Source organism: Shimia sp. W99 (assembly GCF_053851455.3).
In genome coordinates this window covers 1,290,352-1,315,771 of the sequence record NZ_JBSQBU020000001.1, presented here as the reverse complement: position 1 = coordinate 1,315,771, position 25,420 = coordinate 1,290,352, and the positions used below count along the sequence as shown (strand labels likewise).

Here is a 25,420-nt window from a genome sequence, read left to right as displayed (position 1 = left end):
GAAGTTCCTCCTTACCACATCAGCTTGCGCATGTCGCCGAGCAGGGTCTTGAGCGTCACGCAGAAGCGTGCGGCCAGGGCCCCGTCGATGGCGCGGTGATCATAGGACAGTGACAAGGGCTGCATCAGGCGCGGCACGAACTCCTCACCGTTCCAGACCGGTGCCATTTTCGAGCGCGTCAGACCGAGGATGGCCACTTCAGGCGCGTTCACGATGGGCGTGAACGAAGTGCCGCCAATGCCGCCCAAAGACGAGATGGTGAAGGTCGCACCGGACATGTCCGCCGCCTTCAACTCACCTGCACGCGCTTTGCCCGACAACTCCATGAGGTCCTTGGAGATATCGACCAGCCCTTTGCGGTCGGCGTCCTTGATAACCGGAACCACAAGGCCATTGGGCGTGTCCGCCGCAAAGCCGATGTTGTAGTAGTCCTTCTTGATCAGCTTGTCGCCGTCGGGGTGGATCGAGGAGTTCACTTCCCAATGCTGTTTCAACGCCGAGACCGAAGCCTTGATGACAAAGGAGAGCAAGGTCACGCGATAGCCTTCCTCCTTGGCCAACGTATCCATTTCCTTGCGGTATTTATCAAGGTCAGTGATGTCTGCTTCGTCGTTGTGCGTTACATGCGGTACATTCAGCCACGAGCGATGCAGGGCCGGGCCGCTGATCTTCTTGATGCGGGGCATCTCGACATCTTCGACCGGTCCAAATTTCGAGAAATCTACAACCGGGATCGGCGGGATGCCCATGCCGCCCTGCGCCGCGCCACCGGCGGCCGGGGCCGCAGCGGTCGAAGACTTCAGGAAGGCGGTGACGTCTTCGCGCAGGATGCGACCCTTGCGGCCCGATCCGTTCACCTTGGCCAGGTCAATGTCGAGCTGACGGGCAAATGCGCGCACCGAAGGTGACGCGTGGGCCTTGCCGAATCCGGCATCGGTCACGGCGGGTGCAGCAGCAGGCGAGGCTGCCGGAGCTGCCCGGGCAGGGGCTGCCGTGGGCGTTTCGGCAGGTTTCTCTGCCGGTACCTCTCCAGCATCTTCTCCTTCCACGATCAGGATCAAAGAGCCTTCGGACACGGTGTCCCCTTCGCTCACCTTGATCTCGACCACCTTACCGGCTGCAGACGAGGGCACTTCCATCGTGGCCTTGTCGCTTTCCAGCTCGACAATCGGGTCTTCCACGGCGATTACGTCGCCCACGCTGACCAGAACGGTCACAACCGGCACGTCCGAAAAATCGCCGATATCGGGAACTTTCACTTCAACAGTCATCGTAATGTCTCCTCTCTTCCCGATCACACCAGGCGCGGGTTCGGCTTGGCGCCGTCGATGTCGTATTTCTTGAGTGCTTTTTCGAGCACGGATTTGGTGATGCTGCCTTCGCGGAAGAGATCCACCATGGCGGCAGCAGCGATGTGGTTGGCATCCACCTCGAAGAACCGGCGCAGGTTCACGCGGCTGTCTGAGCGGCCAAACCCGTCCGTGCCCAGCACCGTGTAGCGCCCCGGAACGCAGGAGCGGATTTGCTCGGCATAGTTCTTCATGTAGTCGGTGGCCGCGATGACCGGACCTTTGGCCTTGCACAATTGCTCGGCCACGAAAGATGTCTTGGGGTCCTCCAGCGGGTTGAGACGGTTGAAGCGGGCCACGTCCTGACAATCGCGGGCCAGTTCGTTGAAGCTGGTCGCTGACCAAATCTCCGAAGTCACGCCGAAATCCTCTTCGAGCATCTCTGCGGCCTTGATCGCCTGCACAAGGATCGTACCCGACCCCATCAGGGTCACGTGCTTCTTGGTCGGTTTCTTAACCTCTTTGAAACGATAAAGCCCTTTAATGATCTCCTCTTCGACACCCATGGGCATGTCGGGATGGGCATAGTTTTCGTTCATAAGCGTGAGGTAGAAGAACACGTCTTCCTGATCCTGGTACATCCGCTTCAGACCGTGTTGCACGATAACGGCAACCTCGTACTGGAAAGTCGGGTCATAGGTGATGCAGTTCGGGATGGTCCCGGCGAGGATATGGCTGTGGCCGTCCTCATGCTGCAGACCTTCCCCGTTCAGCGTTGTCCGCCCTGCGGTCCCGCCCAGCATGAAGCCGCGTGCACGGCTGTCGCCTGCGGCCCAAGCCAGATCGCCAATCCGCTGGAAGCCAAACATGGAGTAGTAGATGAAAAACGGGATCATCGGTACGCCGTGGTTGCTGTATGCGGTTGCGGCAGCAATCCAGTCGGCCATGGCGCCGGCTTCGTTGATGCCTTCCTGCAGAACCTGGCCGTTGACCGATTCTTTGTAGTACATCATCTGGTCTGCGTCTTCGGGGGTATAGTTCTGCCCCATCGGGTTGTAGATACCGACTGAGCGGAACAGCCCCTCCATGCCGAATGTGCGGCTTTCATCCGGCACGATCGGAACCACGTTCTTGCCGATCTGCTTGTCACGCAAAAGCGTGGTCAGGATGCGGACAAAGGCCATGGTGGTCGAAATTTCGCGCTCACCGGTGCCCTTGAGTTGGGTTGCGAACTTGTCCAACGCGGGGATTTCCAGTTTCGGAGCGGCGCTAAACCGTTTGGGGAAGTCGCCCCCCAATGCCTTGCGACGGTCGGTCAGGTACGCCTTTTGAGCGTTGTTCAACTGGACGAAGGGAGCCTTGGGCAGGTCCTCGTCGCTTACCGGGATCTTGAAGCGGTCACGGAAGGCGCGCAGCTGATCTTCGGCCATTTTCTTCTGCTGGTGGGTGGTGTTCTGCCCCTCGCCAGCGGTGCCCATGCCGTAGCCTTTGATGGTTTTCACCAGAAGACAGGTTGGGGTGCCTTTAGTCTCGGTCGCTTTCTTGAATGCAGTATAGACTTTTTGCGGATCATGGCCGCCACGGTTCAGGCTAAAGATTTGTTCGTCGCTCCAGTCCTCGACCAGCGCGGCGGTTTCCGGGTATTTTCCAAAAAAATTCTTGCGGATATACGCGCCATCTTTGGATTTGAAGGTCTGGTAGTCGCCATCGACAGTTTCATCCATCAACTGGCGCAGTTTACCCGAAGTGTCCTTTTCCAGGAGCTGGTCCCAACCCTTGCCCCAGAGGAGCTTGATCACGTTCCAGCCGGCGCCACGGAAGTCACCTTCGAGTTCCTGGACGATCTTGCCGTTGCCACGCACCGGTCCGTCCAGGCGTTGCAGGTTGCAGTTGATGACAAAGATCAGGTTGTCGAGCCCTTCGCGTACGGCAAGGTCGATTGCGCCACGCGACTCCGGCTCGTCCATCTCTCCGTCACCAAGGAAACACCAGACCTTGCGGTCCGCCATGTCGATATGGCCGCGGTTATGCATATATTTCATGAACCGCGCCTGATAGATTGCCATCAGCGGGCCAAGACCCATGGAAACGGTGGGGAACTGCCAGTAGTCGGGCATAAGCCACGGGTGCGGGTAAGAAGACAACCCTTCGCCCGACACCTCCGACCGGAAGTTCTCCAACTGCTCTTCTGTCAGGCGACCTTCCATAAAGGAGCGCGCGTAGATACCGGGGATCACGTGACCCTGAAAGAAAACAAGGTCGCCGCCGTGAATGGCGGATTTGCTTCGCCAGAAATGGTTCAACCCTATATCATACATTACGGCCGACGAGGCGAAGGACGCGATGTGTCCGCCGTATTCCGAAGATTCCTTGTTCCGGCGCACGACCGTCGCCATGGCATTCCAACGATTGATCGTACGGATCCGCCACTCCATCTCCATGTCGCCTGGGAAATCATCCTGATCGTCCGCAGGGATTGTGTTCTGATAGGGTGTGGTTGCCGAGAACGGAAGATTGGCTCCGGCAGCGCGTGCTTGCTGCACAGCTTTGTCCAGCAAAAAGTGGGCTCGATCAGCCCCATCGCGTGCAATGACATCCTCGACGGCTTCTTGCCATTCGCGGCTTTCAATTGGGTCGATGTCTTCGAAATGGGTCGCCATGCGCAGCGTCCTCCTCCTAGTTGACGTAGCGTTTCGCGCTTATAGTTTAATATTAAACTATTGAGCTAGATGCGTGGCGTCATAGCAGTCATGCACTCAGCGGGAAACTCTTTTTTGTTAGGTATGTCGAATTGGCGCATTCATGCGCGGGGGGGTCTCATCGCTTTGTGGCGGGCTTAGCCGAGAAAGCGGAATGTACAAACCGTATGCCGTAAGGAGCGGCGCGGATCATGTGGCGGCAACACATCGCTATTGTTATTCACACATTCGAATGCGAATGTGCTGTTGGAGTTTGGAGCAAGGGAGGCGATGCAATGCAATTCACACGTCGATCGTTTTTGAAGGCGTCGGGGGCCAGCGCGGCGGCGGCCGGGTTTGGAGGGCAAGCGGTCTGGGCAGCCTCCGAACTGACTGTTGGGAGCGTGAGGATCGATAGCCTCTCCGACGGGTTTCTGAATTTACCGCGCGAGTTCATTTTTTCGCCGATGCCCAAGGATGAACTTGGCCCCGTATTGGCAGAGATGGGCGTCGCAGACGGCAATCTAACGCCTGACTGCAATGTCACGCTTTTGCGCGACGGTGAGAATACGATCCTTTTTGATGTTGGTTCGGGTTCCGGATTTCAGCAAAGCGCAGGGCAACTCTTGGATGCGTTGGATGCGGTCGAAGTTGCGCCAGAGGACATAACGCATGTTGTCTTCACTCATGGTCATCCGGACCACCTTTGGGGCATTCTGGACGATTTTGATGAGCCTTTGTTCTACGAGGCGCAGCATATGATGGGACGCACAGAGTGGGAATACTGGATCAACCCCGAGACCGCCGAAACGATTGATGCTTCGCGCACGACAATGGCCGTGGGGGCCCGACGGCGTTTGGAGATGATGGAGGAAAGCTTCGTTCTTTTTGAGGATGGTGAGGAAATCCTCCCGGGAGTCGCTGCACGCCTTACACCTGGCCACACACCGGGACATATGGCTTTCGAGATCCGCTCTGGGAGCGAGTCTGTTCTTGTGGTGGGGGATGCGATTGGCAATCATCATGTCGCTTTTGCCCGTCCGCAATGGAGTTCCGGCTCGGATCAGGATCAGGAGCGCGCGGCGGATACTCGGGCTCGGCTGATGGACCAGCTCAGCACCGAAAAGATGCGCCTGATCGGTTTTCACCTGCCACATGGCGGGATCGGGCACGTCGAAAAGCGGGATGATGGCTATCGCTTTGTCCCAGAAGGCGCCTGAAACAAAACACTCCAAGGGAGGGCTGGACCCGCGCGTGGCTTTGCGCCATCAGGTCTTTGAAACAATGAAAGCGGGACCATGGCCTCTGTGATTTTCGACCTCGATGGCACCCTTGTGGACAGCCTGCCAGACATTCATGCGGCCGTGAACAGGATGTTGGCGGCCGAGGGGCAATATGAGATGGACCGGGAAACCGTGCAGTCCTTTGTCGGAAACGGACTGCCCAAGCTGGTTGAGCGGGTCATGGCTGCGCGACGTATTGCACCTGTAGAGTTCGAGCGGCTGCACGCAGGCATTTTGGCCGATTATGAAACAAGGTCAGCCGAGTTTAGTGTGGTCTATCCGGGGGTGCGAGCAGCCCTGGAGTGGTTACAAGCGGACGGGATGCGGTTGGGGGTCTGCACGAACAAACCCAAGGGCCCGGCCGTGCATTTGTTGACCGAGATGGGGCTGGCCGACTTGTTCGAGGTTGTTGTTGGTGGGGATAGTACGAGGGAGAAAAAGCCACATCCTTTACCCTTGACGACGGCCATTGAGGCTTTGGGGGAAGGGGCGGTTCTCTATGTTGGGGACAGCGAGATCGATGCGGCGGCTGCTGCAGCTGTGCCAGTAGAGTTTGCTTTATTCACAAAGGGTTACAGGAAGGTCCCGGTGGCCGAGATCCCGCATCTTGTTAGTTTTGATTACTTCCAGAAACTACCCGATATCGTACGGAAGGCTCTGAGTTGAGGCAGTTTCCTGGGCGATTGAATGCCGGTGATTATATTTCCACGCAATCGTGGCTTGCTGTTTGGGGCCTTTCCTACGTAACCTGATCCAGAGCTTTTTTTCTACCTGGGTGGAGGGGAGAGTAATATGAAATCGTTAATAACCAGTATTCTGGCCGGTGTGTTCGCGTTGGTGTCCAGTGTGGCGATGGCCGGAGTGATTGAATTGAAACCTGCCAGCCCGCAACCATCGGGGTTGAAGCAGGGGTTGAAAATGCAGTTTCGAACGGGCCCGGATATCCGTCCGCGCAGCCTGAGCGAGGCGAATGGCAAGCTGGCTTCCGGTGCGAAGGTTTCGGCGATTTCCAAGCTGCAATGGCCGGATAAAGGCAAGGGAGCAACGATGTTCGGCTCCAATGCCTATGAGCATATCGTGGCGCGGTTCTCGGGGTATATAAAGTTTGATCAGGCGGGGGAGTACAAGCTGGAATGGTATGCCAATGACGGCTTGCAGGTCTGGATCTCGGGGCAGCAGGTCGGGCGTCTGGACGGGATCAACCCGTGTTCGAGCGCGGGCCGCCCGAAGGTGCGGGTGCCGTCGCCCGGATGGTATGAATTCAAGGCCTTTTACTATCAAAAAGAAGGGACTGCGTGTTACGAGAGCGAGTGGACGCCGCCCGGTGGGAAGCGGGGTTTGATCCCGAATTCGGCCTTTGGATACAAGTAAACACGGGTCGTTCAGGTGATGTGAAAAGGGGCCGCGCGGCCCCTTTTTTCGTGATCGGTATCACGTCGGTATTGTGTCGGTATTGCGTCGGTATGGATCAGGATGCCCGGCAGATGCCGCGTAGCTCGGCATCTTTCCACGGCAGGGCGACATTTGTCGGGCGAGGCAGGTTTTCGACCGGGAACACCTCGCCCAGCATCGCCTTGAGGCGGCTGGTGCGCGGGGCCTTGGGGTCAAGAACCGCGCAGCAGAGATATTCCTCGACAATCGACGCCTGCTGTTCATAGCCATAGTCGAGAAAGGCGGTCTCGGTCTGAAGCTCGAACTGATAGGGATCGTCGCTGGTGCTGTGTTCGCGCGCGGCGCGGCGGGGGGAATAGCCGGTAATGTCGCGGTTCTGCCATTGCCAGACATGCACCATCTCATGCGCAAAGAAGAGCGCGGCTTGCAGGTTCATCTGCTCGGGGTAGCCGGGCATGTAGTCGTCCAGATACCAGCCCTCGGAGGTCAGCAGACGGTTCCAGAGCACGACGCCCGCCGGTGAGGTGGTTATGACTTCGTCCGAGGGTTCGGGGAAGATGCGTTCTCGACACGACAGGCGCGGGCGTTTTTCGTATTTGAAGGTGGCCACGCCGAGGGGCACGTCGGCGGTGATGCGCACTGGGGCGGGGTCAAACGTGTCGCCCGCCAGATCGGCGGCAAAGGCGCGCTCTGACTCGGTCAGAGGACGGGAGCAGGCAGCCAGCAGGAGGAGGGAAAGGAAAGCGACGCGCATGGGTTTGAGCGTAGCAGGGCGCGCAGGCGGATCAAGGGCTTCGCGTGCCTAGCGGCCAGTTGTGATCAGGCGTCCGCCGGACATGCATTCGCCAAAGTGATAGTCAAAGAACTGCTTGTCACGGCTGGCACCCGTTGCCGAGCCGATGGTGGCGCCGACAATGCCCAGCCCCTCGGCCTGTTTGCGGTTACCGGTGGCGGCGAGCCCGCCCTGTTCGCCGATGGTTCGGCCGGTGATGCTGCCCTGTACCCGGCCGCTCTGGCCTGCGGCGGCGCGGGCGTATTGTTCACAAAAGAGGTGTGTGCGGGCCTGGTTCTGTGGCCATGCTTGTGTGTTCGGTTGGCGCTGGTTGTTGTGGGGGAGTTGCTGGTGCCGCTTGCTGTCGGCGCGGGCCTGCGCCTCGGCATGGAGGGGGAGATGGCAGAGCAGAAGGATCAGAAGGGCGCGCATGGGGGGAGTGTGGCAGGTGTCGGAGTGTCACTCAAGCCAATGCGAAATGCGGAGCATTTCGCCGCGCCCGACCCGCGCCCATGGGCGGGCGCGCCGGCAATAAATCAATAGCTTTGCTTCTGAGCGTGTAAGAACCGGATGTTTTGTTTTAGTAGCTCAATGTCCGATTCATCATTTTGCTTGTGAATGACGCGATGGCAGGTCGGGCAAAGAACAAGAAAGTCATCAGGTATTTTGTAACGTCTAGTCTCGCCTTCGGACAATTCTCTAATGGGGCTTGCGTGATGGACATCAAGCGGAGTGTTCTTGATTGGTCCTTGGTAGTTATAGTGTTTCGCGGGTTCTAAACCACAACCTTCGCATTTGAGACCGCGCCTTTCTAAAACTGGGAGTCGGACGTTTTTGGCGCGCTCAATGCGCCTTGAGAGAATGTATTTTCTGGTTTCGATAATGTCAGTTGAACCCGCTTCTTCCATCATGCTGTCGATTGGGGTTCGACCACCTCGGTCGACCAGCGACCGATATGCTGCCAGCATGTTCTCGAGGTCGGCATAAAATTGGTCGGGGTCAATTTCAGTTGCGCGATATCTTCTGCCAAAGGCATGTCCAGCTTCGTAGCCCGCGGGTAAGCTAGCATTCGAGCCAAGGTCAATTTGGTCTGTGTCGAAATACGTCGAATAGTCTGAAACACGTTCGGCCATTTCGTTTGCTCGCCGCGCTAGAATTTGTCTTCCTCGTTCGTTGTCGCCAAACTCTTCATATACCTCGGTTGTGCCTTGATTGAGTGAAAGAACAATCTCTTCGTTCTCCGCATTGATCAGGTAGACGATATAAAATCCCCTAGTTGCGGTGTCGGTTACAATTGGGTCAAAAAAAGCCAGCCAGGGCACAGAAGCCCATTTAGATTGGCCCACACTGGCTTTTACTTCCAAATCGTACGGCAAGAAGATCAGGCGTTTTTTAGCTTCCAGCGCAATATCGTGCCGCACAAAATTAGCGAACTCGTTTCCTGCGAACCGCTTGGCCCTCTCAAAGACATACTCACGTGCTAGACGAGATAGTTGTTCATGAAGCATATGCCCTCACCTCATACATCCAACTCCTCCACGAACCGCGCATTCTCCTGAATATACTCGAACCGCTTTTCGGGCTTCTTGCCCATCAGCCGTTCCACGAGGTCGCCGGTTTCACCGGGTTCGTCCTCGTCAATCGTCACGCGGATCAGTTTGCGCGAGGCAGGGTCCATGGTGGTTTCCTTGAGGTCCTTGGCATCCATTTCGCCCAGACCCTTGAAGCGGGAGACGTCGATCTTGCCTTTGCCGCCCAGACCTTTTTCAAGCCATTCATCGCGCTCGGCTTCGTCAAGGCAATAGACCCGTTTCGCACCTTGCGTCAGGCGGAAGAGGGGCGGGCAGGCGAGGTAGAGGTGGCCTGCGTCGATCATGGGGCGCATCTGGGTGAAGAAGAAGGTCATCAGGAGCGCGGCGATATGGGCGCCGTCGACATCCGCATCCGTCATGATGATGATCTTGTCATAGCGCAGGTCATCGACGTTGAACTTGGTGCCCAGCCCGACGCCAAGCGCTTGGGTGAGGTCGCTGATCTCCTGGTTGGTGCCGAGTTTCGAGCTGGCCGCGCCGAGCACGTTGAGGATTTTACCGCGCAAGGGAAGCAGGGCCTGGGTCTTGCGGTCGCGGGCCATTTTCGCGGAGCCGCCTGCCGAGTCGCCCTCAACGATGAACAATTCGGTGCCGTCGCGGTTGTTCTGGGAACAGTCGACCAGCTTGCCCGGCAGGCGCAGTTTCTTGGTGGCGGTCTTGCGGGCGGTTTCTTTTTCCTGACGGCGGCGCAGACGCTCTTCGGCGCGCAGGACGAGGAAGTCGAGGATCGCGCCTGCGGATTTGGTGTCGGCGGCGAGCCAGTTGTCGAAATGGTCGCGCACGGCGTTTTCCACGAGACGCTGGGCTTCGACCGTGGCGAGGCGGTCTTTGGTCTGGCCCACGAATTCCGGCTCGCGGATGAAGCAGGAGACCAGCGCGCAGCCCCCGGTGATCAGGTCGTCACGGGTGATCTGGGCGGCTTTCTTGTTGTTGACCAGTTCGCCATACGCCTTGATCCCCTTGAGGATCGCGGCCCAGAAGCCGCCGACATGGGTGCCGCCTTCGGGGGTGGGGACGGTGTTACAGTAGGACTGGATGAAGCCGTCGCGGGACGGAGTCCAGTTGATGGCCCATTCGACCTTGCCCGGGGTGTTGAAGCGTTCCTGAAAGTCGACGGTGCCGGCAAAGGGCTGGTCGGCATAGGTGGAGGAGCCATTCATTGACTCCTTAAGGTAGTCCGAAAGGCCGCCGGGGAAGTGGAAGGTGGCCTCGGTCGGGGTTTCGCCGTCGTCGATGGCGGATTTCCAGCGGATTTCGACGCCCGAGAAGAGATAGGCCTTGGAACGGATGGATTTGAACAGGCGGGCCGGTTTGAAGCGGTGATGGCCGAAAATGTCCGGGTCGGCGTGGAAGGTCACGGTGGTGCCGCGCCGGTTGGGGGCGGCGCCGACTTTTTCCACGGGACCAAGGGGGAGTCCGCGCGAGAACCGCTGTTCGTAGACTTCCTTGTTGCGGGCCACCTGTACGACCATGGAGTCGGAAAGCGCGTTCACCACCGAGGCGCCCACCCCGTGCAGACCGCCCGAGGTCTGATAGGCCTTGCCCGAGAACTTGCCGCCTGCGTGCAGGGTACAGAGGATCACCTCGAGCGCGGATTTGTCCGGGAACTTGGGATGCGGGTCGACCGGGATGCCGCGCCCATTATCGCGGATGGTGATCGCATAGTCGTCATGTAGCTCGACCTCGATCCGATTGGCAAAGCCTGCGACGGCCTCGTCCATGGAGTTGTCGAGCACCTCGGCAACCATATGGTGCAGCGCGCGTTCGTCCGTGCCGCCGATATACATGCCGGGGCGTTTTCGGACGGGTTCAAGCCCCTCAAGCACCTCGATGGAAGAGGCGTCATAGTCAGAGGGTTGGGTCTCGGTCAGGAGATCGTTGGGCATTCGCGCTGCTCTTTTTAGTGTTGATTGGCGCGTATTATGGCAGGGGATTTGGGAAGGGGGAAGTGGCGATTGATGCCGCCTGCCGTTCCTGTCAGGCCCAGTCGATCACCAGCTCTTCGCGAAAGGCGAAGCGCAAGAGGTGTCGGTCCACGACGTCTTTGAAATGCGCGAGGTCGCCGGTCTCGGGAACCGTCACCGAGAGCGAAAGCTGTTCTGCGTCGGCGCGCATCGAAAGCGTGTTGCCCGAGTCAAAGGTCACCGTGCCTTTTTCGGGAGTAAAACTCGTTTCGGCCTTGTGGGACCAGTGTTTGCAGAGTTGCTGGAGATATTTGCCGGCGTTCGGGGTGCTTGCGATTGCGAATGCGCTTTGGGTCATGTCGAGCCTTTATAAAGTAATGTCTGGTGGCTGACCCGGTGGGCTGGCTTGTTGGGCCAGTATGCGCAGGAGGCTGTGAGAAGGGAAGGGGGAGTCGCGCGCAATGGCTGTGCGGCGCTGCGCAGGACGCAAAAGATGTCGCAAAAGCTTCACTTTTCTTGACGTGTATCAAAGCGTCTTCGGCTGGTTTCAAATAGGATGCGCTCAACCGAATTTTCAACCAAGGAGATACCATGCCCGAAACCCCCGCGACCACCCCGGAGGCCGTCAAGAAAGCAGCAGCAGAAGCCGCAGAAGCCAAGGCAAATGGGGCGGCAGCGCCTGCCAAGGCGGCGCCTGCTCGCCAGCCCAAGAAGGCTCCGACGGCGGACGATGTACGCCGCGCCTTTGAAAGCGGCGAGTACCCTTATGAAACCAAGATGTCGCGGCGTACGTACGAGCGCCAAAAGGCACAGCTGCAGGCAGAGCTTCTGAAAGTTCAGCTTTGGGCGCAGGAGACCGGGCAGAAGTTCGTGATGATCTTCGAAGGTCGTGACGCCGCTGGTAAGGGGGGGACGATCAAGCGGTTTACCGAGCACCTCAATCCGCGCTCGGCCCGTGTGGTCGCATTGAACAAGCCGACAGATGAAGAGCGTGGCCAGTGGTATTTTCAACGCTACATTGATCATCTGCCGACTTCGGGTGAAATCGTTCTCTACGACCGCTCGTGGTATAACCGCGCTGGCGTGGAGCGGGTGATGGGGTTCTGCGAACCACACGAGTATCTTGAGTTCATGCGGCAGACCCCCGATTTGGAACAGATGCTGGTGCGGTCGGGCATTCGTCTCTTCAAGTTCTGGTTCTCGGTCACGCAAGACGAGCAGGCGCGCCGCTTTGCCAGCCGGGAGACCGACCCGCTCAAGCAGTGGAAGCTGAGCCCGATCGACAAGGCGTCGTTGAGCAAGTGGGACGATTATACCGAAGCGAAGGAGGCGATGTTCTTCTATACGGATACGGCTGATGCGCCCTGGACCGTGATCAAGTCGAATGACAAGAAACGCGCGCGTATCAACTGTATGCTGCATTTCCTCAATTCGCTGGACTATCCGGGCAAGGATCCCAAAATCGCCCACGCGCCCGATCCACTGATCGTGAACACGGCGAGTCATGTGATCCATCGTTCCGATCATATTCTGGGATCGTCCCTGCACCCGGATTCGCGGCGCAGCTAAGCAGACTCGAGTGCCTCGCGCGGGCCATCCCATCGGCCCGTCGGTGCTGCGTCAGAGGAGGGATTGCAGCATCTTCCCAAGCGGGAGCATCTCGGAAAAGGCGGCTTCGATCTGTTGGGTCAAGCCGCCTTTTTTTACGTCCGCCTCGGACAGGTCGAACCAGACGGTCAGGCTTTTGTGTTGTAGGAGATCGCCGTGGGCATGAGCCTTGTCAAAGGGCGGTGGCACGCGCTTCAGCTCGGGTTCCGAGAAGCGTGCGCCCTTTCGCGACAGGGTGTCCAGCAGGCTGGAAATCTCGATCCCCTTGGGGCCATCGACTGCATTGCGCCAGTTTGACAGGGTCCCTTTGTCGAACCCCATTACCCCGGCGCCGATGGAGACATAGTCGGGCGCGATGCCAAGGAACCAACCAACCGGAGGCGTGTTCCAGAGCATATGCAGATGGGTGTGATAGGGTGTTTTGTCCTTGGAAAACCGGATGTCCCGGTTGGGCCTGAACAGCTTGGTTTGCGGGGTTGTGCCCGTTTGCTTTTCCAGAAAGGCCGACAGGGTGTCCAGCAGGGCGAGGGCGGGCGCCTTGAGCCGGGCATCATATTCAGTCTTGTGGGCGAGGAACCAATCGCGGTTATTGTTCTGTTTTAGATCGCTCAGAAAGAGGCGTGCGTCAGGCACGAGGCTGTCGAAGGGGTCGTTCATTTCAGCGCCCAGTCAATGGCGTCTTCCAACCGGTCGTCTCCCCAGAACAACTCCTCACCGACGGTAAAGGACGGAGCGCCAAAGATGCCCCGCGCGCGGGCATCGTTGGTGGCGGCGCCATAGGCCGCGCGGATGTCATCGGATTGTGCAAGGGGGAGGACGCGGTGGGGATCCTGACCGATGGCGCGCAAGGCGTCCGAAAGGTTCGGTTCTCTGCCTGCTGGCTGCCCCTGTTCGAACCAGCGCTGGTAGGTCGCGATCGTGTAATCGCTGACCCAACCTTCCCGGACGCCGAGGATCGCAACCTGGTTGGCGAGGTCAAACGCTTCGAGCGGGTAGGGCGCGGGGAGTTTTGGTGAGAGACCATAGCGCGGGGCACGCCGTTCGATGTCGCGCCACATATGGGCGGCGCGCGCGGGTTTGCGCGCAAATGGAATGTTGTCCTGTTCGATCATGATCGCGCGCACGTTGAAAGGCTGCCAGTGAAATGTCAGGCCGGTTGTTTGCGCAACATCTGAAAGACGCATGACGGTGAGATAGGAATAGGTACTGCCGATGGCGTACCAGAAGGTGATCTCGGGCATGACAATGGCTTTCGTTTTGGAAACTGCGGATAGAGTGCCAGACACGGGGCTGTCGATCAACGTGGCGATGTGGCTTGCCCCGGTACCGCATCGGGCCTAAGCCTTGGGGATGACACGCGAGCAGATGGCATTTTCGGATCATTGGCGATCCTTGATGAGGCTGGGCATTCCCCTGATCGGGGGGCATGTGGCGCAGTTCTCGATCGGTTTGACCGACACGGTCATGCTGGGCTGGTATTCTGTTGAGGCACTGGCGTCGGTCGTCCTTGGCGGAACATTCTTTTTTGTCATCTTCCTTTTTGGGTCGGGCTTTGCCATCGCGGTGATGCCGCTTGTGGCCGAGGCGGATGCGTCGGGGGATGAAACGACGCTGCGCCGTGTGACGCGCATGGGGCTTTGGCTGTCCGTTCTGTTCGGAATGGCCTTCTTGCCACTGTTCATCTGGTCGGGCGGCATTCTTGAGGCGCTGGGGCAGGATCCGGAAGTTGCGCAATTGGCCCAGATGTATCTCAGGATCGCCGGGCTGGGTCTCTTGCCGGCATTGCTGGTGATGGTACTGAAAAGCTACCTTGCGGCGCTGGAACGCACGCGGGTGGTGTTCTGGGTCACGGTGGCGGCGGTGCCCGCGAATGCACTGGTGAACTATCTGTTGATCTTCGGCAATTGGGGGTTTCCCGAACTGGGGGTCGAGGGGGCGGCCATTGCCTCGTTGGTGACGCAAGCTGTGTCGCTGGCTGGTGTTGTGGTCTATTGCGCGCTGACCATGTCGCATCACGATCTTTTTCGGCGCGTGTGGCGCCCCGATTGGGAGGCCTTTGGACGCGTGTTCCGGCTTGGTGTTCCGATCGGCCTGACCAACCTGTCGGAGGTGGGGTTGTTTGCGGCTTCGTCGTTGATGATGGGGTGGCTGGGCACGGTGCAACTCGCCGCGCATGGCATCGCGCTGCAACTGGCCAGCCTAGCTTTCATGGTTCATCTAGGTCTGTCCAGTGCTGCCACGGTGCGCGTGGGCAACGCCATGGGACGCAAAGATGCGGAACACATGGCGCGGGGCGCACGGGTTGCAGTCGGAGCGTCTTTGATTACGTCGCTGGTGACTGTGACGCTGTTCCTGACGATTCCCGAATTTCTGCTGAGCCTGTTCCTTGATCCGAACGAACCGCAAAGGGAGGCCATCCTGGCGGCCGGGGTCGTGTTGCTTTACGTGGCGGCGCTTTTCCAGGTGATGGACGGGATGCAGGTTATGGCGCTGGGCTTGCTGCGCGGGGTGCAGGACACACGGGGACCTATGATCATCGCTGCAATCAGTTATTGGGTGATTGGCGTGCCGAGCGGCTATGCGCTCGGCTTTGCGCTGAATCTCGGCGGTGTCGGAGTGTGGAGCGGGTTGGTGATCGGACTGACCTTTGCGTCTGCCCTGTTGATGTGGCGCTTCTGGGGACCTTGTTTGCGGCGGCTGCGTCAGAGATTTGCGTGAGAGTTGTGAGGGGGCGCTGCCCCCAGCCTTGAAAACCCACAAGGTTTTCAAGGCTCCCCCCAGGGTATTTAAGACCGTTGAGAAAAGTTGATTTGTGTGCCGAAGCTGACGCGGTAGCGTTCTGTGGAGCGAGGGAGAAGTCTATGGGAACGATGCTGGATCAGGACGCAGGGGCCATTCTTGCGACATTGAGATTGGGGGGTGTGACGGCTGAGGCGCTGATGGCGCAAACGCTGGAACGGATCTCGATCCGAAACGGGGCAGTGAATGCAATCGTTGATCTGCGCGACCCGAACAGTTTGATGGCGGAAGCGCGCGACGCGGATGCGGCTGAAGTCAAGGGGGCATTGCACGGGCTGCCGATCGCTGTAAAGGCGTTGGCGGATGTCAAAGGCACGCGTAACACGCAAGGCTCACCACTTTTTGCGGAGCATCTGTCGGAAAAAGACAGTGCTTTCGTGGCCGCGATGCGTGCGGAGGGCGCGATTTTCATCGGCAAGACCAATGTCCCGGAATTTGGTCTGGGCAGTCACAGCTACAACCCGGTGCATGGCGTAACACGCAACCCATATGCATTGGATCGTACGGCGGGCGGGTCGTCTGGCGGGGCGGGGGCCGCATTGGCGACGGGGATGGTGGCCCTGGCGGATGGCAGCTACATGATGGGCAGCCTGCGCAATCCGGCGGTCTGGAACAACGTCTACGGGTTCCGCCCCAGTTGGGGAGTGGTGCCGCGTGAAGCGGGTAGCGAGAGTTTCTGGCAGCAATTGTCCACGATTGGACCCATGGCGCGCAGCCCGCGCGACGTCGCGCTGTTGCTGTCGGTGATGGCGCGTTTCGAGCCGCGTGTGCCGTTCAACATGCCGCTGCAGAACTGGACCCTGCCCGAAAAGTGCAGCACCGCGGGCAAGCGGATTGGCTGGCTTGGGGATTGGGGCGGTGCCATGCCGATGGAGCCGGGGATCGTGGACCTGTGTCGGGAAGGGCTGCAATGTCTCGAGGTCTTGGGCGCGAGGTTGTGGCGCTGGCGCCCCCGTTTGATGCCGAAGACATCTTTTGGGCCTGGACGGATTTGCGCAGCTTTGCCCTTGCCGGAGAGTTGGCGTCGTTATTTGACGATCCTGTTGCACGACAGCGTCTGAAACCGGAGGCGCAATGGGAAGTCGAGCGGGGGCTCGTCATGGACGCACGCGCCTTGCACAGGGCGAATGCCGTGCGGGCGGCGTGGTTTGCGCGGGCCGCCGGGCTGTTTGAGCAGTATGACGTTCTGGCGCTCCCGGTGGCGCAGTGCTGGCCTTTCCCGGTGGATTGGGAATGGCCAAGCGAGATCAATGGTGTGGCGATGGATACCTATCATCGCTGGATGCAGGTCATGGTGCCGGTCAGCCTTTTGGGGCTGCCCGCGATCAGCGTGCCTGTCGGGTTCAACGATCAAGGTTTGCCCATGGGCGTGCAGCTGATCGGGGCGAAGGGGAGCGACACCGCGCTCCTCGAAGTGGCACAGGCCTATCACGAGGCAACGTTCTGGCCGCAAAAATATCCGCCAAACATTCACGAAGGTTGATTTGTACCGGGAATCCCTGTCTCTTGGTCGCTACGCGCAGACATGCAGAGGGAGGAATGCATGCCGAAGGCACCAAAACAGGGTGTACCCGATCTGGGTGCAGTGACAGGCGCAATGTTGCGCGAAGCGCTGCACAGGGGGTGGAAGGACTTCAGGGCCAAGCCGGGCTACGGGATTGCTTTTGCGCTGTTTTATGTCATCGCGGGTTGGTTCATGGCGTGGGTTACCGTGGCGACCGGGCAGAGTTATTGGTTGGTTTTTGCCGCGATCGGGTTTCCTTTGATCGGCCCCTTTGCCGCCGTCGGCCTTTATGAGGTGTCGCGCCGTTTGGAACAGGGTGAGGCGATGGACTGGTACGCGATATTCGGCGTGATCGGACGGCAGAGCAAACGGCAATTGCCGTCGATCTGTGCGGTCATCATTATCGTTTTCCTGTTCTGGTTCTTTCTAGCCCACATGATCTTTGCGCTGTTCCTTGGGTTGTCGACCATGACCAATGTATCGAGCTCCTACGAGGTCTATCTTTCGGGAAGCGGTCTTCAGATGTTGGCGTTCGGAACGGTGGTGGGCGCCGCGTTTGCGCTGTTGCTGTACATGATCACGGTGATTTCCCTGCCGCTGCTGCTTGACCGGGAGGTCGATTTTGTCACGGCAATGATCACCTCGTTTCAGGCGGTGCAGGCGAATTTTGTGATCATGATGGTCTGGGCCATGATCGTTTCCGGTCTGACATTTGTCGCGATGATTCCCGCGTTTCTTGGATTGCTGATTGTCCTGCCACTTTTGGGGCACGCCACATGGCACCTCTATTCGCTGATGCAGCACGCGGCAGAGTAGGGCGGTCCGACTTAATACTCGCGTCCCATCGACTTGAGGCGTGCCCGTAAACTGGCTGCGTCTGGATGGGCGCTTTCTAATGCAAAAACGTAAGCGTGGGTCAGGTAGAAGCCGCGGGCGATGTCATCTGACGCGGCTTCGGCGGCCTGAGCATAAAGAGTTACCAGCGCCTGCCGGTCATTGTCGGCATGCGCCGCGAGCAGGCGCTGATCAAGGTCTCTCATTCGGCGGCGACGGTCTCATGCGCTTGCAGGCGACTTGCCACCCAATCGTGGAAGCAATGCGTCGGCCCATCCATCGCCGGAGAAAAGCGCCCGCCGTCGAAACCGACCGCATGGCGACCGCGTTGCATGCCTTCGACGACAAATACGTCCTCTTCGAACACGGTTTTCCATTGTTGGGCATTCTTGGCACGCATGGATTCGTCCGTGCTGGGCTGGGCATAGTAGAGATGCACATGCTCGGAAGTCTGATCCAGGCTGACAGGTTCCAGGATGATGGCGAAGGCGTGGTCACGATGCACGCCCAGCAGGACGTTGGGATAGACGGCGACATATTCGGCGCCCTCATCCCATTGCGAAGACAATCCGTCGAAATCGGGGAAAACCTGGTCTTCTCCGCCGCGCAATTGACGATAGACCAGCGTGCCCTGGCCGGAATACTGCCCCGGCACGTTGATATTGTAGTGATCTTCGAGGCGCGAATAGCTGTTCAGGCCCGGATGAACCCACGGCAGGTGATAGCTTTCACAGTAGTTTTCGACGGCCAGCTTCCAGTTGGTTTTCACATCGAGGGTGAACTTGCTGTCGTGCCCACCGTGATGCAGCGGTTTCTCGAATTCCGCCCAGCGTTGCAACAGGTCGGCATGGACCTCTTCAAAGGCGGGGGCGTCTCCCGAGATATTCACGTACACCACGTCGCGCCAGATATGGCTGCGTACCTCGGCGAGGCCAAGTTCGTTGCGGTTCACGTCCGGGTGGGTGTTCTGACCGGGTCCGCCGACATGCGGTGTGGTGACCAGGCGGCCATCGGTGGCATAGCACCAGGAATGATAGGGGCAACGGATTGCGCCCTCGATCTTGCGCGGTTCTTCGACAAGGATCATCCCGCGGTGGCGGCAGGTGTTATAAAAGACACGGACCTGACCCTCGCGGTCGCGGATGAGGAGCAGCGGCATTCCCAAGAACGAAATCGGCACCGCGTCACCCGGTTCGGGAACGTCCGCGGCAACGGCCAGACCGGCCCATGTCGAGAGCAACACGGCACGCTTCTCCACCTCGAACTGGGCAGGATCCGTGTAGTGTTCATTGCCAAGGCCGTTGGCAGTTTCAACAGGGCGGCGCACCGCCGAAAGGTTGGTCGTGATGGTCATATCGGTTTCTCCCCCTGCGCGTCTCGGCAAGGGTAACGCCGTGAAACGCCAAAGGGATTGCCCAACAGCGACACGGAATGACCCAGACCGACTTTTTGCGCGGAGATTGTGGGGGAGGCCTAGCTGAACGGCCGATCCAATTGCAGGAGTTTGCGGTGATAGGGCATAAGCTCTTCCGGGCTGCAGAAACCGACGGAACGGGCTGCCTGAAGAACAGTGGCGGTATCCTTGCCCAGATGTTCATAGACCAGGCGAGCAGCACGGCATCCGGTTACGGTTTCACGCACGGTGCGGGTGGCATAGCCGATCCAGTAGTGGTTCTGGAACGAGGCAACACGGCTGAGATAGTTGAAGGAGGTCGCCATAGTGCGGGCATGGCTCACCAGAGCGGCGACGCCGTCTTCCTGGGGCAGAATCACACCGCGAAACTCGCGCGTGGCGCTGTCTGTGGGCAGGCCCTGTTCCTGCATGGCTTCCTTGGCTTCATAGCCGCGAATGAATGTGTGGTCGTCCTTGCGAAAGACATAGACGAGGCCGATGATGATGAGTTCCTGTTCGATGAAACTGCGCCGGGAAAAACGATAAAACCCATCCGGGAACACGTCCTGCGGGATGTCGGTCATTCCGGTGCCGACATAGTCGGCAATCAATGGGTGGTTGAGTACGCCTTTTTCGACACTGAGGTCTTCGAGCGGTTCAAGAAGGATACGGGCGTCGACGTCGAAGAAGGTACATATACGGTGCAGAACGTCGGGTCTCGGGAAGCTTTCGCTGGACAGGTAGCGATTGAATTGTGTTCGGTTGATTCCAAGCTCTCTGCATAATCGGGATACAGATGGATAGCCGCGCGCGAGAATCCGCAGGTTCTGCCCAAGCATCTGGCGCAGTTCCGCTGGCGATTTCTGCGGACGTAAGGAAGAAGTTCCGTCGTTCAATTCACCCTCCGGTTGGTTTTTTTATGGTGCATTCTATCATTTGCTGCTTGTTTTTAGTCATCACATTTGAAGGTGATGCGATTTAGCATCAACTTGACGCATAGTGGCATCAGGTATGCTTCAAGTCGACACAATTTTGCGGACACAGACGCGGAAATTTCAATGTCACCCTCCAGCTTCTTTTGTGAAACTCAGTCAAGAGGCGAAAAGGAGTTAGAACTCAAATGCTTGGCGTGGTGCTCTGGAGTGATACGAATGACAGCAAAGCCGTAATCTGGTGCGAGGATCACGGAGATTTGGCATTTTTCAATGGTGGGTCCGAGCAACCTGACGCTCTTTTGGGACTCGATGCAGGTGATCTGGTGCAGTTCGAGCTCAGCGAAGAGCGTCATCAGCGTTATGCCAAGAATCCCCGCCCCGTAATGCATGGCGCGTATTCAGGACTCTCCGATACGTTGTGCGCGCAGACACCGGGCAAGGTGATCGAACGCCGACCCGCCGGCAGGCAGGCAACTCGCGCAGGTTTCGAAACCGGTGACGTTATTTCCTTTGCTGCCGCCAGAGCGCGCCAATCAGATCGCACGCTGGAGCTGGCCTGAGTCAGGATTGATCATCTCCGGACAAAAAAGGGGGCCGTGAGGCCCCCAATTTCATTGTGCTGTCCGCTGAGCCTTAGGCGGCGCCGCGCGACAAGGCCGCGACGCCGGTCCGTGCCACCTCGATGAGCCCGAGCGGGCGCATCAGGTCAGCGAATGCATCGATCTTTTCCGGAGCTCCGGTGATTTCGAAGACAAAGCTTTCCAGCGTGCTGTCCACGACATTTGCACGGAAGATATCGGCCAAACGCAGCGCCTCGACCCGCTTGTCTCCTGCGCCGGAAACCTTGAAGAGGCCCAGTTCACGTTCAACCGAGGGTCCCTCAACGGTCAAGTCGTTGACCTGATGCACCGGCACGATGCGACCCAGTTGGGTCTTGATCTGCTCGATGACCTGCGGCGTGCCCTTGGTGACAACGGTAATACGTGACTGGTGCCCGGTGTGGTCGATCTCGGCCACTGTCAGGCTTTCGATGTTGTATCCCCGGCCCGAGAACAGGCCGATGACGCGGGCGAGCACGCCCGGTTCGTTGTCCACCACGACGGCGAGCGTGTGGGTTTCCTGCACGTCCGAGAAATTGGGGCGCAGGTTGTAGGCGGAATGCTTGGTCGAGCCTTTTTTGATTTTTAGAGCAGCCATCTTTCTTATCCTTACACCAGAACCGCGCCACCAGCTTCGATCGCGCCTTGCGTCGAAGCCTCGCCCAGAAGCATTTCATTGTGGGGCTTGCCCGACGGGATCATCGGGAAACAGTTTTCGTGCTTTTCAACGAGGCAGTCAAAGATCACCGGGCCGTCATGGTTGATCATTTCAAGGATTGCATCATCAAGATCATCCGGGTTGTCGCAATAGATCCCCTTGGCCCCGAAGGCCTCGGCGAGTTTGACGAAATCGGGCAGGGCTTCGGACCAGGAGTGCGAGTAGCGTTCGCCATGCAAGAGTTCCTGCCACTGGCGCACCATGCCAAGGCGCTCGTTGTTGAGGATGAACTGTTTCACCGGCAGGCGGAACTGAACGGCGGTGCCCATTTCCTGCATGTTCATCAGCCAGCTGGCTTCGCCCGCGACGTTGATCACGAGGCTTTCGGGATGGGCCATCTGCACACCAATCGACGCCGGGAAGCCATAGCCCATCGTGCCCAGACCACCAGAGGTCATCCAGCGGTTGGGATCTTCGAAGCCAAGGAACTGGGCCGCCCACATCTGGTGCTGGCCGACCTCGGTGGTGATGTAACGGTCTTTGTCCTTGGTCAGGGCTTCGAGACGCTGGAGCGCATATTGCGGTTTGATCACCTTGCCCTCTTGCTTGAAGTGCAGGCAGTCCACTTTGCGCCATTCATCGATCTGTTTCTGCCACTTGGCAATGCCGTCACGGTTGAGATTGCGCCCGCGCGCCTTCCAGACCTTGAGAATATCGTCGAGAACGCTGGCCACGTCGCCCACGATCGGAATGTCGGTCTTGATCACCTTGTTGATCGACGAAGGATCAATGTCGATATGCGCCTTTTTGGACTTTGGCGAGAACGCGTCGATCAGACCGGTGATACGGTCGTCGAAACGTGCACCAACGTTGATCATCAGATCACACCCGTGCATTGCCATGTTGGCCTCGTAGAGACCATGCATGCCGAGCATACCCAGCCAGTTCTTGCCTGAGGCCGGGTATGCGCCGAGACCCATCAGGGTCGAGGTGATCGGAATGCCCGTGGCTTCGACCAGTTCGCGCAACAGTTCGGATGCCTTGGGGCCGGAGTTGATCACGCCGCCACCTGTGTAGAAAACCGGACGCTCGGCAGTCTCGAGGGCTTCGACCAATTCGTTGATCATCTCGATGTCGCCCCGGATCTGAGGCTGATAGTTCGAGGTGTTCGTGGCCTGCGGTGCCGTGTATGTGGCCGAGGCGAACTGTACGTCCTTGGGGATGTCGACAAGCACCGGACCGGGACGGCCCGAGCGCGCCACGTGGAAAGCCTGATGGATAGTCTCCGACAGGGTCGCGGTGTCCTTGGCCAGCCAGTTATGCTTGGTGCAGGGGCGGGTGATGCCCACGGTGTCGGCTTCCTGGAACGCATCCGAACCAATCATGAAGGTCGGCACCTGACCGGAAAGCACGATGATTGGGATCGAGTCGAGCAGCGCGTCGGTCAGGCCGGTCACGGCGTTGGTGGCGCCAGGACCCGAAGTCACCAGCGCAACGCCGACCTTGCCGGTCGATCGGGCATAACCTTCGGCGGCATGAACGGCGCCCTGTTCGTGGCGCACGAGGATGTGGCGAATATCGTTTTGCTGGAAGATTTCGTCATAGATCGGCAGGACAGCCCCGCCGGGATATCCGAATACCGTGTCCACACCCTGATCCTTGAGGGCTTGGACTACCATTCTCGCTCCGGTCATCTGACGTGCCATCTGTCTCTCCGTTTACACCGTCATCAATTCATTCACACAAAAAAGCCCCCGATCATCTGACGGGGGCGCATGGGGTTCCATTATGGTGTCCGTTACCGGCCCATGCGCCAAAATCCTACGACTACGACTAGCGAATGCATCGTCTGGTTTCCTTTTTGCGTTCGAAGCGGACCTTATTTGCGCCGCGCCGCGGCGTCAACCGCGAATGAGGCAGAAAATGTGTCTCGACGTGATGTTTTTCTTTTCGATTGTTGCGCAAACACCCGGTTTGACGGACATATGCGCAAAAGTGGGGTGGCGAAATAGGTGCTGCGCGCCAAGATTCAGGCGCAGCACCGTTTTGCAAAGTCACTTAGCGCGTTTTTCGTCCACCAGGGCTAGCATGTTGTCCAGTGGCAGGTAGCCGCGCAGGAGTTGATCCTGAAGAACGAAAGTTGGTGTGCCGGAAATCTGCAGCTTTTGAGCCAGTGCACGGGTCTGGCGAATTTCCTCTGTAACGTCGGCGCTGTCCATGGCCGCAAGCAGGGGCGCGGCTTCGAAACCCAGGCTTTCTGAAATGCGGGTGAGCGAGGCGGCGTTTACGTCTCCCTTGAAGTTGATCAGCGCGTTGTGCGCGAGCTTGTACTCGTCATCTCCAAGAGTGTTTTTTACGGCGATCGCATATCGCGAGCTGAGCATGGAAGCTTCTCCGAGGATCGGAAACTCCTTGACGATCATGCGGATATTACCGTCGGTCTCGATCAACTGTTCGACCTCGTCGAAAGCCTTGCGGCAGTAGCCGCAGCGGTAATCGATGAACTCGACAAGCGTTACGTCGCCTTCAGGATTTCCGCCAACCCAAGAGAAACCGTCGTTGAAAATCGCGTCGGCGTTGACCTGAACCAGCGCCAGATCATGCGCGGCCTCTGCGGCGGCAGTGCGTTTTTCGAGAAGTTCGACCGCTTCCATGATCACTTCGGGATTGTCCAGAAGATAGGCGCGAACCTCGGCGCGAAACGCGGCGCGTTCGTCCTTGGACATGGAGTCCATGTCAAAGGCCACGGCTGGCGACGCCGCAAGACCAAGGGCGATAATCGAGGTTGAAAGAAAGCGTTTCATGAGTGTCTCCGTCACTTCTGGGCGGCGCGTTTGGCGGCCACGATGATGTCTTCTGCACGCCGCCATGGGCCAGACCCGCGCGGCAACAGGCCGCTGGCGCGTTTGGCATGGATGGCGGCATCCTTGAGTCGCCCTTGCAGGGCATAGCGTTCGGCAGTGGACAATGAGGCCATGCCGTTGTTACCGACCTGGGCGTATGCAGAGCCAAGGTCGCGTAGAATGCGAGGATCTCGAAAGTCGCGCTGTCGGGCCTTTTCCAGGTGTTTCAAAGCCTCTTTCGGGCGATTGACTGTCAGAAGGGCGCGGCCCAGCCCGCCGAGGATCAGCGGGTTTCCCGGCGCCAGTTCGGCGGCGCGAGAATAAGCCTTGACCGCGCCATTGAACTGGCGGCCTTCAAGCAGGATTTGCCCCTTGAGATCGTAGTAGTAGGCGTCGTTGGGACGCAGTGCGATAGCCCGGTCGATGCGGTTCAGAGCTGTAGCACGGTCGGACAGGCGATGATAGGCGACCGCTTCGCGCATCAGCCGAACGTCTTCGGCGTTGCTCTCTGCGGCGCGTTTGAGGGTCCAATTCGGCGGGTTGGTGAAAGCTGTGACCTTGCCGCGCGCGCGCTCGTACCAGTATTCCATTTCCGGCTGAGGCGCCGATTTGCCTGCATAGGCAGAGACGAATCTCTGCATGGCACGCATCCTGTCACGGGTAAGGGGATGCGAGCGGGTATAAGGATCCTGGCGCGACACGCTGAGCAGCTCTTGCCCGGCAAATACCTCGTGTACCTGCACGGCCCCCAAGGGGTCGATCCCCGCTGCAGCCATGTAACGAACGCCGGATTGATCTGCCGAGGCCTCTTCCGCGCGCGAATGGGCGAGGAATTGCCGTTCGGCTGAAGACTGTATCCCAAGGGCGACGCCGCCTGCGACGTCGCCACGCCCGCTTGCCGCTGCGGCGACAAGCGCCAGCGCCATGCCCAGACCCGCAAGTGACCGGGCAGAATCGATGTTGGCCATGCGCCGCGCGATATGCCCGTTTGCGATATGGGCCGCCTCGTGGGCAATGACGGCCTGTAGTTTTTCCGGCGTATCCATCTTGGAAATCATGCCGGTGTGAATGAAGATGTGCTGGGAATCGATCACGAAGGCGTTGAGAGAGCGGTCATTGATCAGCAGGATACGGACGTTTCCACCTAGGCCCGACGCGGTCAGGAGAGGAGCTGCCATGCGCGACAACGCGTGTTCAATGTCGGCATCCCGCACCAATGACGCAGCGCGCGCAGGCAGGCTTGTCCATACAAACGCAAGGCACGCCACCAAGCAGGCGGCGAGCAGTCGGAAAGCATGGATTGACGACGCCGTCTTTTCGCGGTGAAACCTCATGGG

At 58.7% G+C, this 25,420-nt stretch carries 25 protein-coding genes; 9 read left to right on the top strand and 16 right to left on the bottom strand.

Annotation, left to right across the window (positions count from 1 at the left end; genetic code table 11):
• Nucleotides 1-11: 11 nt before the first annotated feature.
• Entirely contained in the window at nucleotides 12-1,337 is a 1,326-nt protein-coding gene (gene aceF, locus ACS3QZ_RS06420; RefSeq protein ID WP_456039313.1) for a dihydrolipoyllysine-residue acetyltransferase, read from the bottom strand.
• The gene (gene aceE / locus ACS3QZ_RS06415; protein ID WP_456037084.1) at nucleotides 1,295-3,949 is read right to left on the bottom strand and encodes a pyruvate dehydrogenase (acetyl-transferring), homodimeric type; all 2,655 of its coding nucleotides are present in this window, start codon (nucleotides 3,947-3,949) and stop codon (nucleotides 1,295-1,297) included. The genes aceF and aceE overlap by 43 nt, the downstream gene beginning before the upstream one ends.
• Before the next feature lie 314 nt (nucleotides 3,950-4,263).
• On the opposite strand from aceE, the gene ACS3QZ_RS06410 reads away from it, so the two are divergent.
• The 3 genes from ACS3QZ_RS06410 (at nucleotide 4,264) to ACS3QZ_RS06400 (ending at nucleotide 6,621) form a co-directional block, all read left to right on the top strand.
• Nucleotides 4,264-5,187 (top strand): MBL fold metallo-hydrolase, encoded by a 924-nt coding sequence (locus ACS3QZ_RS06410; protein WP_456037083.1) that lies wholly within the window; start codon nucleotides 4,264-4,266, stop codon nucleotides 5,185-5,187.
• Nucleotides 5,188-5,265: 78 nt separating this feature from the next.
• Complete coding sequence (gph, locus tag ACS3QZ_RS06405; RefSeq protein WP_456037082.1) at nucleotides 5,266-5,916, top strand: phosphoglycolate phosphatase; 651 nt, start codon at nucleotides 5,266-5,268, stop codon at nucleotides 5,914-5,916.
• A 126-nt stretch (nucleotides 5,917-6,042) separates the two neighbouring features.
• On the top strand, nucleotides 6,043-6,621 hold the full coding sequence (locus ACS3QZ_RS06400) for a PA14 domain-containing protein (protein ID WP_456037081.1): 579 nt from the start codon (nucleotides 6,043-6,045) through the stop codon (nucleotides 6,619-6,621).
• Nucleotides 6,622-6,718: 97 nt separating this feature from the next.
• Here ACS3QZ_RS06400 and ACS3QZ_RS06395 read toward each other — a convergent pair whose 3' ends face one another.
• The 5 genes from ACS3QZ_RS06395 to ACS3QZ_RS06375 all read right to left on the bottom strand — a co-directional run bounded on the left by ACS3QZ_RS06395 (nucleotide 6,719) and on the right by ACS3QZ_RS06375 (nucleotide 11,268).
• On the bottom strand, nucleotides 6,719-7,396 hold the full coding sequence (locus ACS3QZ_RS06395; RefSeq protein WP_456037080.1) for a hypothetical protein: 678 nt from the start codon (nucleotides 7,394-7,396) through the stop codon (nucleotides 6,719-6,721).
• A 48-nt stretch (nucleotides 7,397-7,444) separates the two neighbouring features.
• A complete protein-coding gene (locus ACS3QZ_RS06390; RefSeq protein ID WP_456037079.1) occupies nucleotides 7,445-7,846 on the bottom strand; it encodes a hypothetical protein in 402 nt (133 codons plus the stop codon).
• Between the two features lie 104 nt (nucleotides 7,847-7,950).
• Nucleotides 7,951-8,922 carry an MrcB family domain-containing protein gene (locus ACS3QZ_RS06385; protein WP_456037078.1) on the bottom strand — a complete coding sequence of 324 codons (972 nt, stop codon included), beginning with the start codon at nucleotides 8,920-8,922 and terminating at the stop codon, nucleotides 7,951-7,953.
• A gap of 11 nt (nucleotides 8,923-8,933) precedes the next feature.
• Nucleotides 8,934-10,892 carry a DNA topoisomerase IV subunit B gene (gene parE, locus ACS3QZ_RS06380; RefSeq protein WP_456037077.1) on the bottom strand — a complete coding sequence of 653 codons (1,959 nt, stop codon included), beginning with the start codon at nucleotides 10,890-10,892 and terminating at the stop codon, nucleotides 8,934-8,936.
• A 91-nt stretch (nucleotides 10,893-10,983) separates the two neighbouring features.
• Nucleotides 10,984-11,268: a DUF2218 domain-containing protein gene (locus tag ACS3QZ_RS06375; protein ID WP_456037076.1), complete on the bottom strand. Its 285-nt coding sequence runs from the start codon at nucleotides 11,266-11,268 to the stop codon at nucleotides 10,984-10,986.
• A gap of 233 nt (nucleotides 11,269-11,501) precedes the next feature.
• Between ACS3QZ_RS06375 and ppk2 the strand changes: the two genes are divergently transcribed.
• Complete coding sequence (ppk2, locus tag ACS3QZ_RS06370; protein ID WP_456037075.1) at nucleotides 11,502-12,479, top strand: polyphosphate kinase 2; 978 nt, start codon at nucleotides 11,502-11,504, stop codon at nucleotides 12,477-12,479.
• A gap of 51 nt (nucleotides 12,480-12,530) precedes the next feature.
• Here the strand turns inward: ppk2 and ACS3QZ_RS06365 are convergent, their stop codons facing one another.
• Nucleotides 12,531-13,175: a TIGR02453 family protein gene (locus ACS3QZ_RS06365; RefSeq protein WP_456037074.1), complete on the bottom strand. Its 645-nt coding sequence runs from the start codon at nucleotides 13,173-13,175 to the stop codon at nucleotides 12,531-12,533.
• The gene (locus tag ACS3QZ_RS06360; RefSeq protein ID WP_456037073.1) at nucleotides 13,172-13,759 is read right to left on the bottom strand and encodes a 2-hydroxychromene-2-carboxylate isomerase; all 588 of its coding nucleotides are present in this window, start codon (nucleotides 13,757-13,759) and stop codon (nucleotides 13,172-13,174) included. Before ACS3QZ_RS06360 ends, ACS3QZ_RS06365 begins: the two co-directional genes overlap by 4 nt.
• Before the next feature lie 154 nt (nucleotides 13,760-13,913).
• Here ACS3QZ_RS06360 and ACS3QZ_RS06355 point away from each other — a divergent pair, with 154 nt between their 5' ends.
• The 4 genes from ACS3QZ_RS06355 to ACS3QZ_RS06340 all read left to right on the top strand — a co-directional run bounded on the left by ACS3QZ_RS06355 (nucleotide 13,914) and on the right by ACS3QZ_RS06340 (nucleotide 17,637).
• On the top strand, nucleotides 13,914-15,236 hold the full coding sequence (locus ACS3QZ_RS06355) for an MATE family efflux transporter (RefSeq protein WP_456037072.1): 1,323 nt from the start codon (nucleotides 13,914-13,916) through the stop codon (nucleotides 15,234-15,236).
• 143 nt (nucleotides 15,237-15,379) lie between these two features.
• The gene (locus tag ACS3QZ_RS06350) at nucleotides 15,380-16,378 is read left to right on the top strand and encodes an amidase family protein (protein ID WP_456037071.1); all 999 of its coding nucleotides are present in this window, start codon (nucleotides 15,380-15,382) and stop codon (nucleotides 16,376-16,378) included.
• A gap of 38 nt (nucleotides 16,379-16,416) precedes the next feature.
• A complete protein-coding gene (locus ACS3QZ_RS06345; protein WP_456037070.1) occupies nucleotides 16,417-16,800 on the top strand; it encodes an amidase family protein in 384 nt (127 codons plus the stop codon).
• A 60-nt stretch (nucleotides 16,801-16,860) separates the two neighbouring features.
• The gene (locus tag ACS3QZ_RS06340) at nucleotides 16,861-17,637 is read left to right on the top strand and encodes a DUF2189 domain-containing protein (RefSeq protein ID WP_456037069.1); all 777 of its coding nucleotides are present in this window, start codon (nucleotides 16,861-16,863) and stop codon (nucleotides 17,635-17,637) included.
• A gap of 11 nt (nucleotides 17,638-17,648) precedes the next feature.
• On the opposite strand, the gene ACS3QZ_RS06335 is transcribed toward ACS3QZ_RS06340, so the two are convergent.
• The 3 genes from ACS3QZ_RS06335 to ACS3QZ_RS06325 all read right to left on the bottom strand — a co-directional run bounded on the left by ACS3QZ_RS06335 (nucleotide 17,649) and on the right by ACS3QZ_RS06325 (nucleotide 19,944).
• Complete coding sequence (locus tag ACS3QZ_RS06335) at nucleotides 17,649-17,861, bottom strand: hypothetical protein (protein ID WP_456037068.1); 213 nt, start codon at nucleotides 17,859-17,861, stop codon at nucleotides 17,649-17,651.
• Nucleotides 17,858-19,009, bottom strand: coding sequence for an aromatic ring-hydroxylating oxygenase subunit alpha (locus tag ACS3QZ_RS06330; RefSeq protein WP_456037067.1), 1,152 nt, complete (start codon nucleotides 19,007-19,009; stop codon nucleotides 17,858-17,860). Before ACS3QZ_RS06330 ends, ACS3QZ_RS06335 begins: the two co-directional genes overlap by 4 nt.
• A 119-nt stretch (nucleotides 19,010-19,128) precedes the next feature.
• Nucleotides 19,129-19,944, bottom strand: coding sequence for a helix-turn-helix domain-containing protein (locus ACS3QZ_RS06325; RefSeq protein WP_456037066.1), 816 nt, complete (start codon nucleotides 19,942-19,944; stop codon nucleotides 19,129-19,131).
• Nucleotides 19,945-20,168: 224 nt separating this feature from the next.
• On the opposite strand from ACS3QZ_RS06325, the gene ACS3QZ_RS06320 reads away from it, so the two are divergent.
• On the top strand, nucleotides 20,169-20,543 hold the full coding sequence (locus tag ACS3QZ_RS06320) for a hypothetical protein (RefSeq protein ID WP_456037065.1): 375 nt from the start codon (nucleotides 20,169-20,171) through the stop codon (nucleotides 20,541-20,543).
• A 73-nt stretch (nucleotides 20,544-20,616) separates the two neighbouring features.
• Here ACS3QZ_RS06320 and ilvN read toward each other — a convergent pair whose 3' ends face one another.
• From ilvN to ACS3QZ_RS06300, 4 genes are all read right to left on the bottom strand, one after another.
• Nucleotides 20,617-21,180: an acetolactate synthase small subunit gene (gene ilvN, locus ACS3QZ_RS06315; protein ID WP_456037064.1), complete on the bottom strand. Its 564-nt coding sequence runs from the start codon at nucleotides 21,178-21,180 to the stop codon at nucleotides 20,617-20,619.
• 11 nt (nucleotides 21,181-21,191) lie between these two features.
• Nucleotides 21,192-22,946, bottom strand: a complete 1,755-nt coding sequence (locus ACS3QZ_RS06310) for an acetolactate synthase 3 large subunit (protein WP_456037063.1) — start codon at nucleotides 22,944-22,946, stop codon at nucleotides 21,192-21,194.
• Nucleotides 22,947-23,294: 348 nt separating this feature from the next.
• The gene (locus ACS3QZ_RS06305) at nucleotides 23,295-24,044 is read right to left on the bottom strand and encodes a DsbA family protein (protein ID WP_456037062.1); all 750 of its coding nucleotides are present in this window, start codon (nucleotides 24,042-24,044) and stop codon (nucleotides 23,295-23,297) included.
• 11 nt (nucleotides 24,045-24,055) lie between these two features.
• Nucleotides 24,056-25,417, bottom strand: coding sequence for a M48 family metalloprotease (locus ACS3QZ_RS06300; protein ID WP_456037061.1), 1,362 nt, complete (start codon nucleotides 25,415-25,417; stop codon nucleotides 24,056-24,058).
• Nucleotides 25,418-25,420: the final 3 nt, after the last annotated feature.

Coding starts and splice junctions, on each gene's coding strand:
- ACS3QZ_RS06360 (WP_456037073.1), bottom strand. CDS start 13,759: ATGCCCGAGATCACCTTCTGGTACGCCATCGGCAGTACCTATTCCTAT.
- ACS3QZ_RS06410 (WP_456037083.1), top strand. CDS start 4,264: ATGCAATTCACACGTCGATCGTTTTTGAAGGCGTCGGGGGCCAGCGCG.
- ACS3QZ_RS06365 (WP_456037074.1), bottom strand. CDS start 13,175: ATGAACGACCCCTTCGACAGCCTCGTGCCTGACGCACGCCTCTTTCTG.
- parE (WP_456037077.1), bottom strand. CDS start 10,892: ATGCCCAACGATCTCCTGACCGAGACCCAACCCTCTGACTATGACGCC.
- ACS3QZ_RS06390 (WP_456037079.1), bottom strand. CDS start 7,846: ATGCGCGCCCTTCTGATCCTTCTGCTCTGCCATCTCCCCCTCCATGCC.
- ACS3QZ_RS06330 (WP_456037067.1), bottom strand. CDS start 19,009: ATGACCATCACGACCAACCTTTCGGCGGTGCGCCGCCCTGTTGAAACT.
- ACS3QZ_RS06350 (WP_456037071.1), top strand. CDS start 15,380: ATGGGAACGATGCTGGATCAGGACGCAGGGGCCATTCTTGCGACATTG.
- ACS3QZ_RS06305 (WP_456037062.1), bottom strand. CDS start 24,044: ATGAAACGCTTTCTTTCAACCTCGATTATCGCCCTTGGTCTTGCGGCG.
- ACS3QZ_RS06375 (WP_456037076.1), bottom strand. CDS start 11,268: ATGACCCAAAGCGCATTCGCAATCGCAAGCACCCCGAACGCCGGCAAA.
- ACS3QZ_RS06300 (WP_456037061.1), bottom strand. CDS start 25,417: ATGAGGTTTCACCGCGAAAAGACGGCGTCGTCAATCCATGCTTTCCGA.
- ACS3QZ_RS06385 (WP_456037078.1), bottom strand. CDS start 8,922: ATGCTTCATGAACAACTATCTCGTCTAGCACGTGAGTATGTCTTTGAG.
- ACS3QZ_RS06320 (WP_456037065.1), top strand. CDS start 20,169: ATGCTTGGCGTGGTGCTCTGGAGTGATACGAATGACAGCAAAGCCGTA.
- ACS3QZ_RS06340 (WP_456037069.1), top strand. CDS start 16,861: ATGCCGAAGGCACCAAAACAGGGTGTACCCGATCTGGGTGCAGTGACA.
- ACS3QZ_RS06345 (WP_456037070.1), top strand. CDS start 16,417: ATGGACGCACGCGCCTTGCACAGGGCGAATGCCGTGCGGGCGGCGTGG.
- ACS3QZ_RS06400 (WP_456037081.1), top strand. CDS start 6,043: ATGAAATCGTTAATAACCAGTATTCTGGCCGGTGTGTTCGCGTTGGTG.
- ppk2 (WP_456037075.1), top strand. CDS start 11,502: ATGCCCGAAACCCCCGCGACCACCCCGGAGGCCGTCAAGAAAGCAGCA.
- ACS3QZ_RS06310 (WP_456037063.1), bottom strand. CDS start 22,946: ATGGCACGTCAGATGACCGGAGCGAGAATGGTAGTCCAAGCCCTCAAG.
- ACS3QZ_RS06335 (WP_456037068.1), bottom strand. CDS start 17,861: ATGAGAGACCTTGATCAGCGCCTGCTCGCGGCGCATGCCGACAATGAC.
- aceE (WP_456037084.1), bottom strand. CDS start 3,949: ATGGCGACCCATTTCGAAGACATCGACCCAATTGAAAGCCGCGAATGG.
- ACS3QZ_RS06395 (WP_456037080.1), bottom strand. CDS start 7,396: ATGCGCGTCGCTTTCCTTTCCCTCCTCCTGCTGGCTGCCTGCTCCCGT.
- ACS3QZ_RS06355 (WP_456037072.1), top strand. CDS start 13,914: ATGAGGCTGGGCATTCCCCTGATCGGGGGGCATGTGGCGCAGTTCTCG.
- ilvN (WP_456037064.1), bottom strand. CDS start 21,180: ATGGCTGCTCTAAAAATCAAAAAAGGCTCGACCAAGCATTCCGCCTAC.
- gph (WP_456037082.1), top strand. CDS start 5,266: ATGGCCTCTGTGATTTTCGACCTCGATGGCACCCTTGTGGACAGCCTG.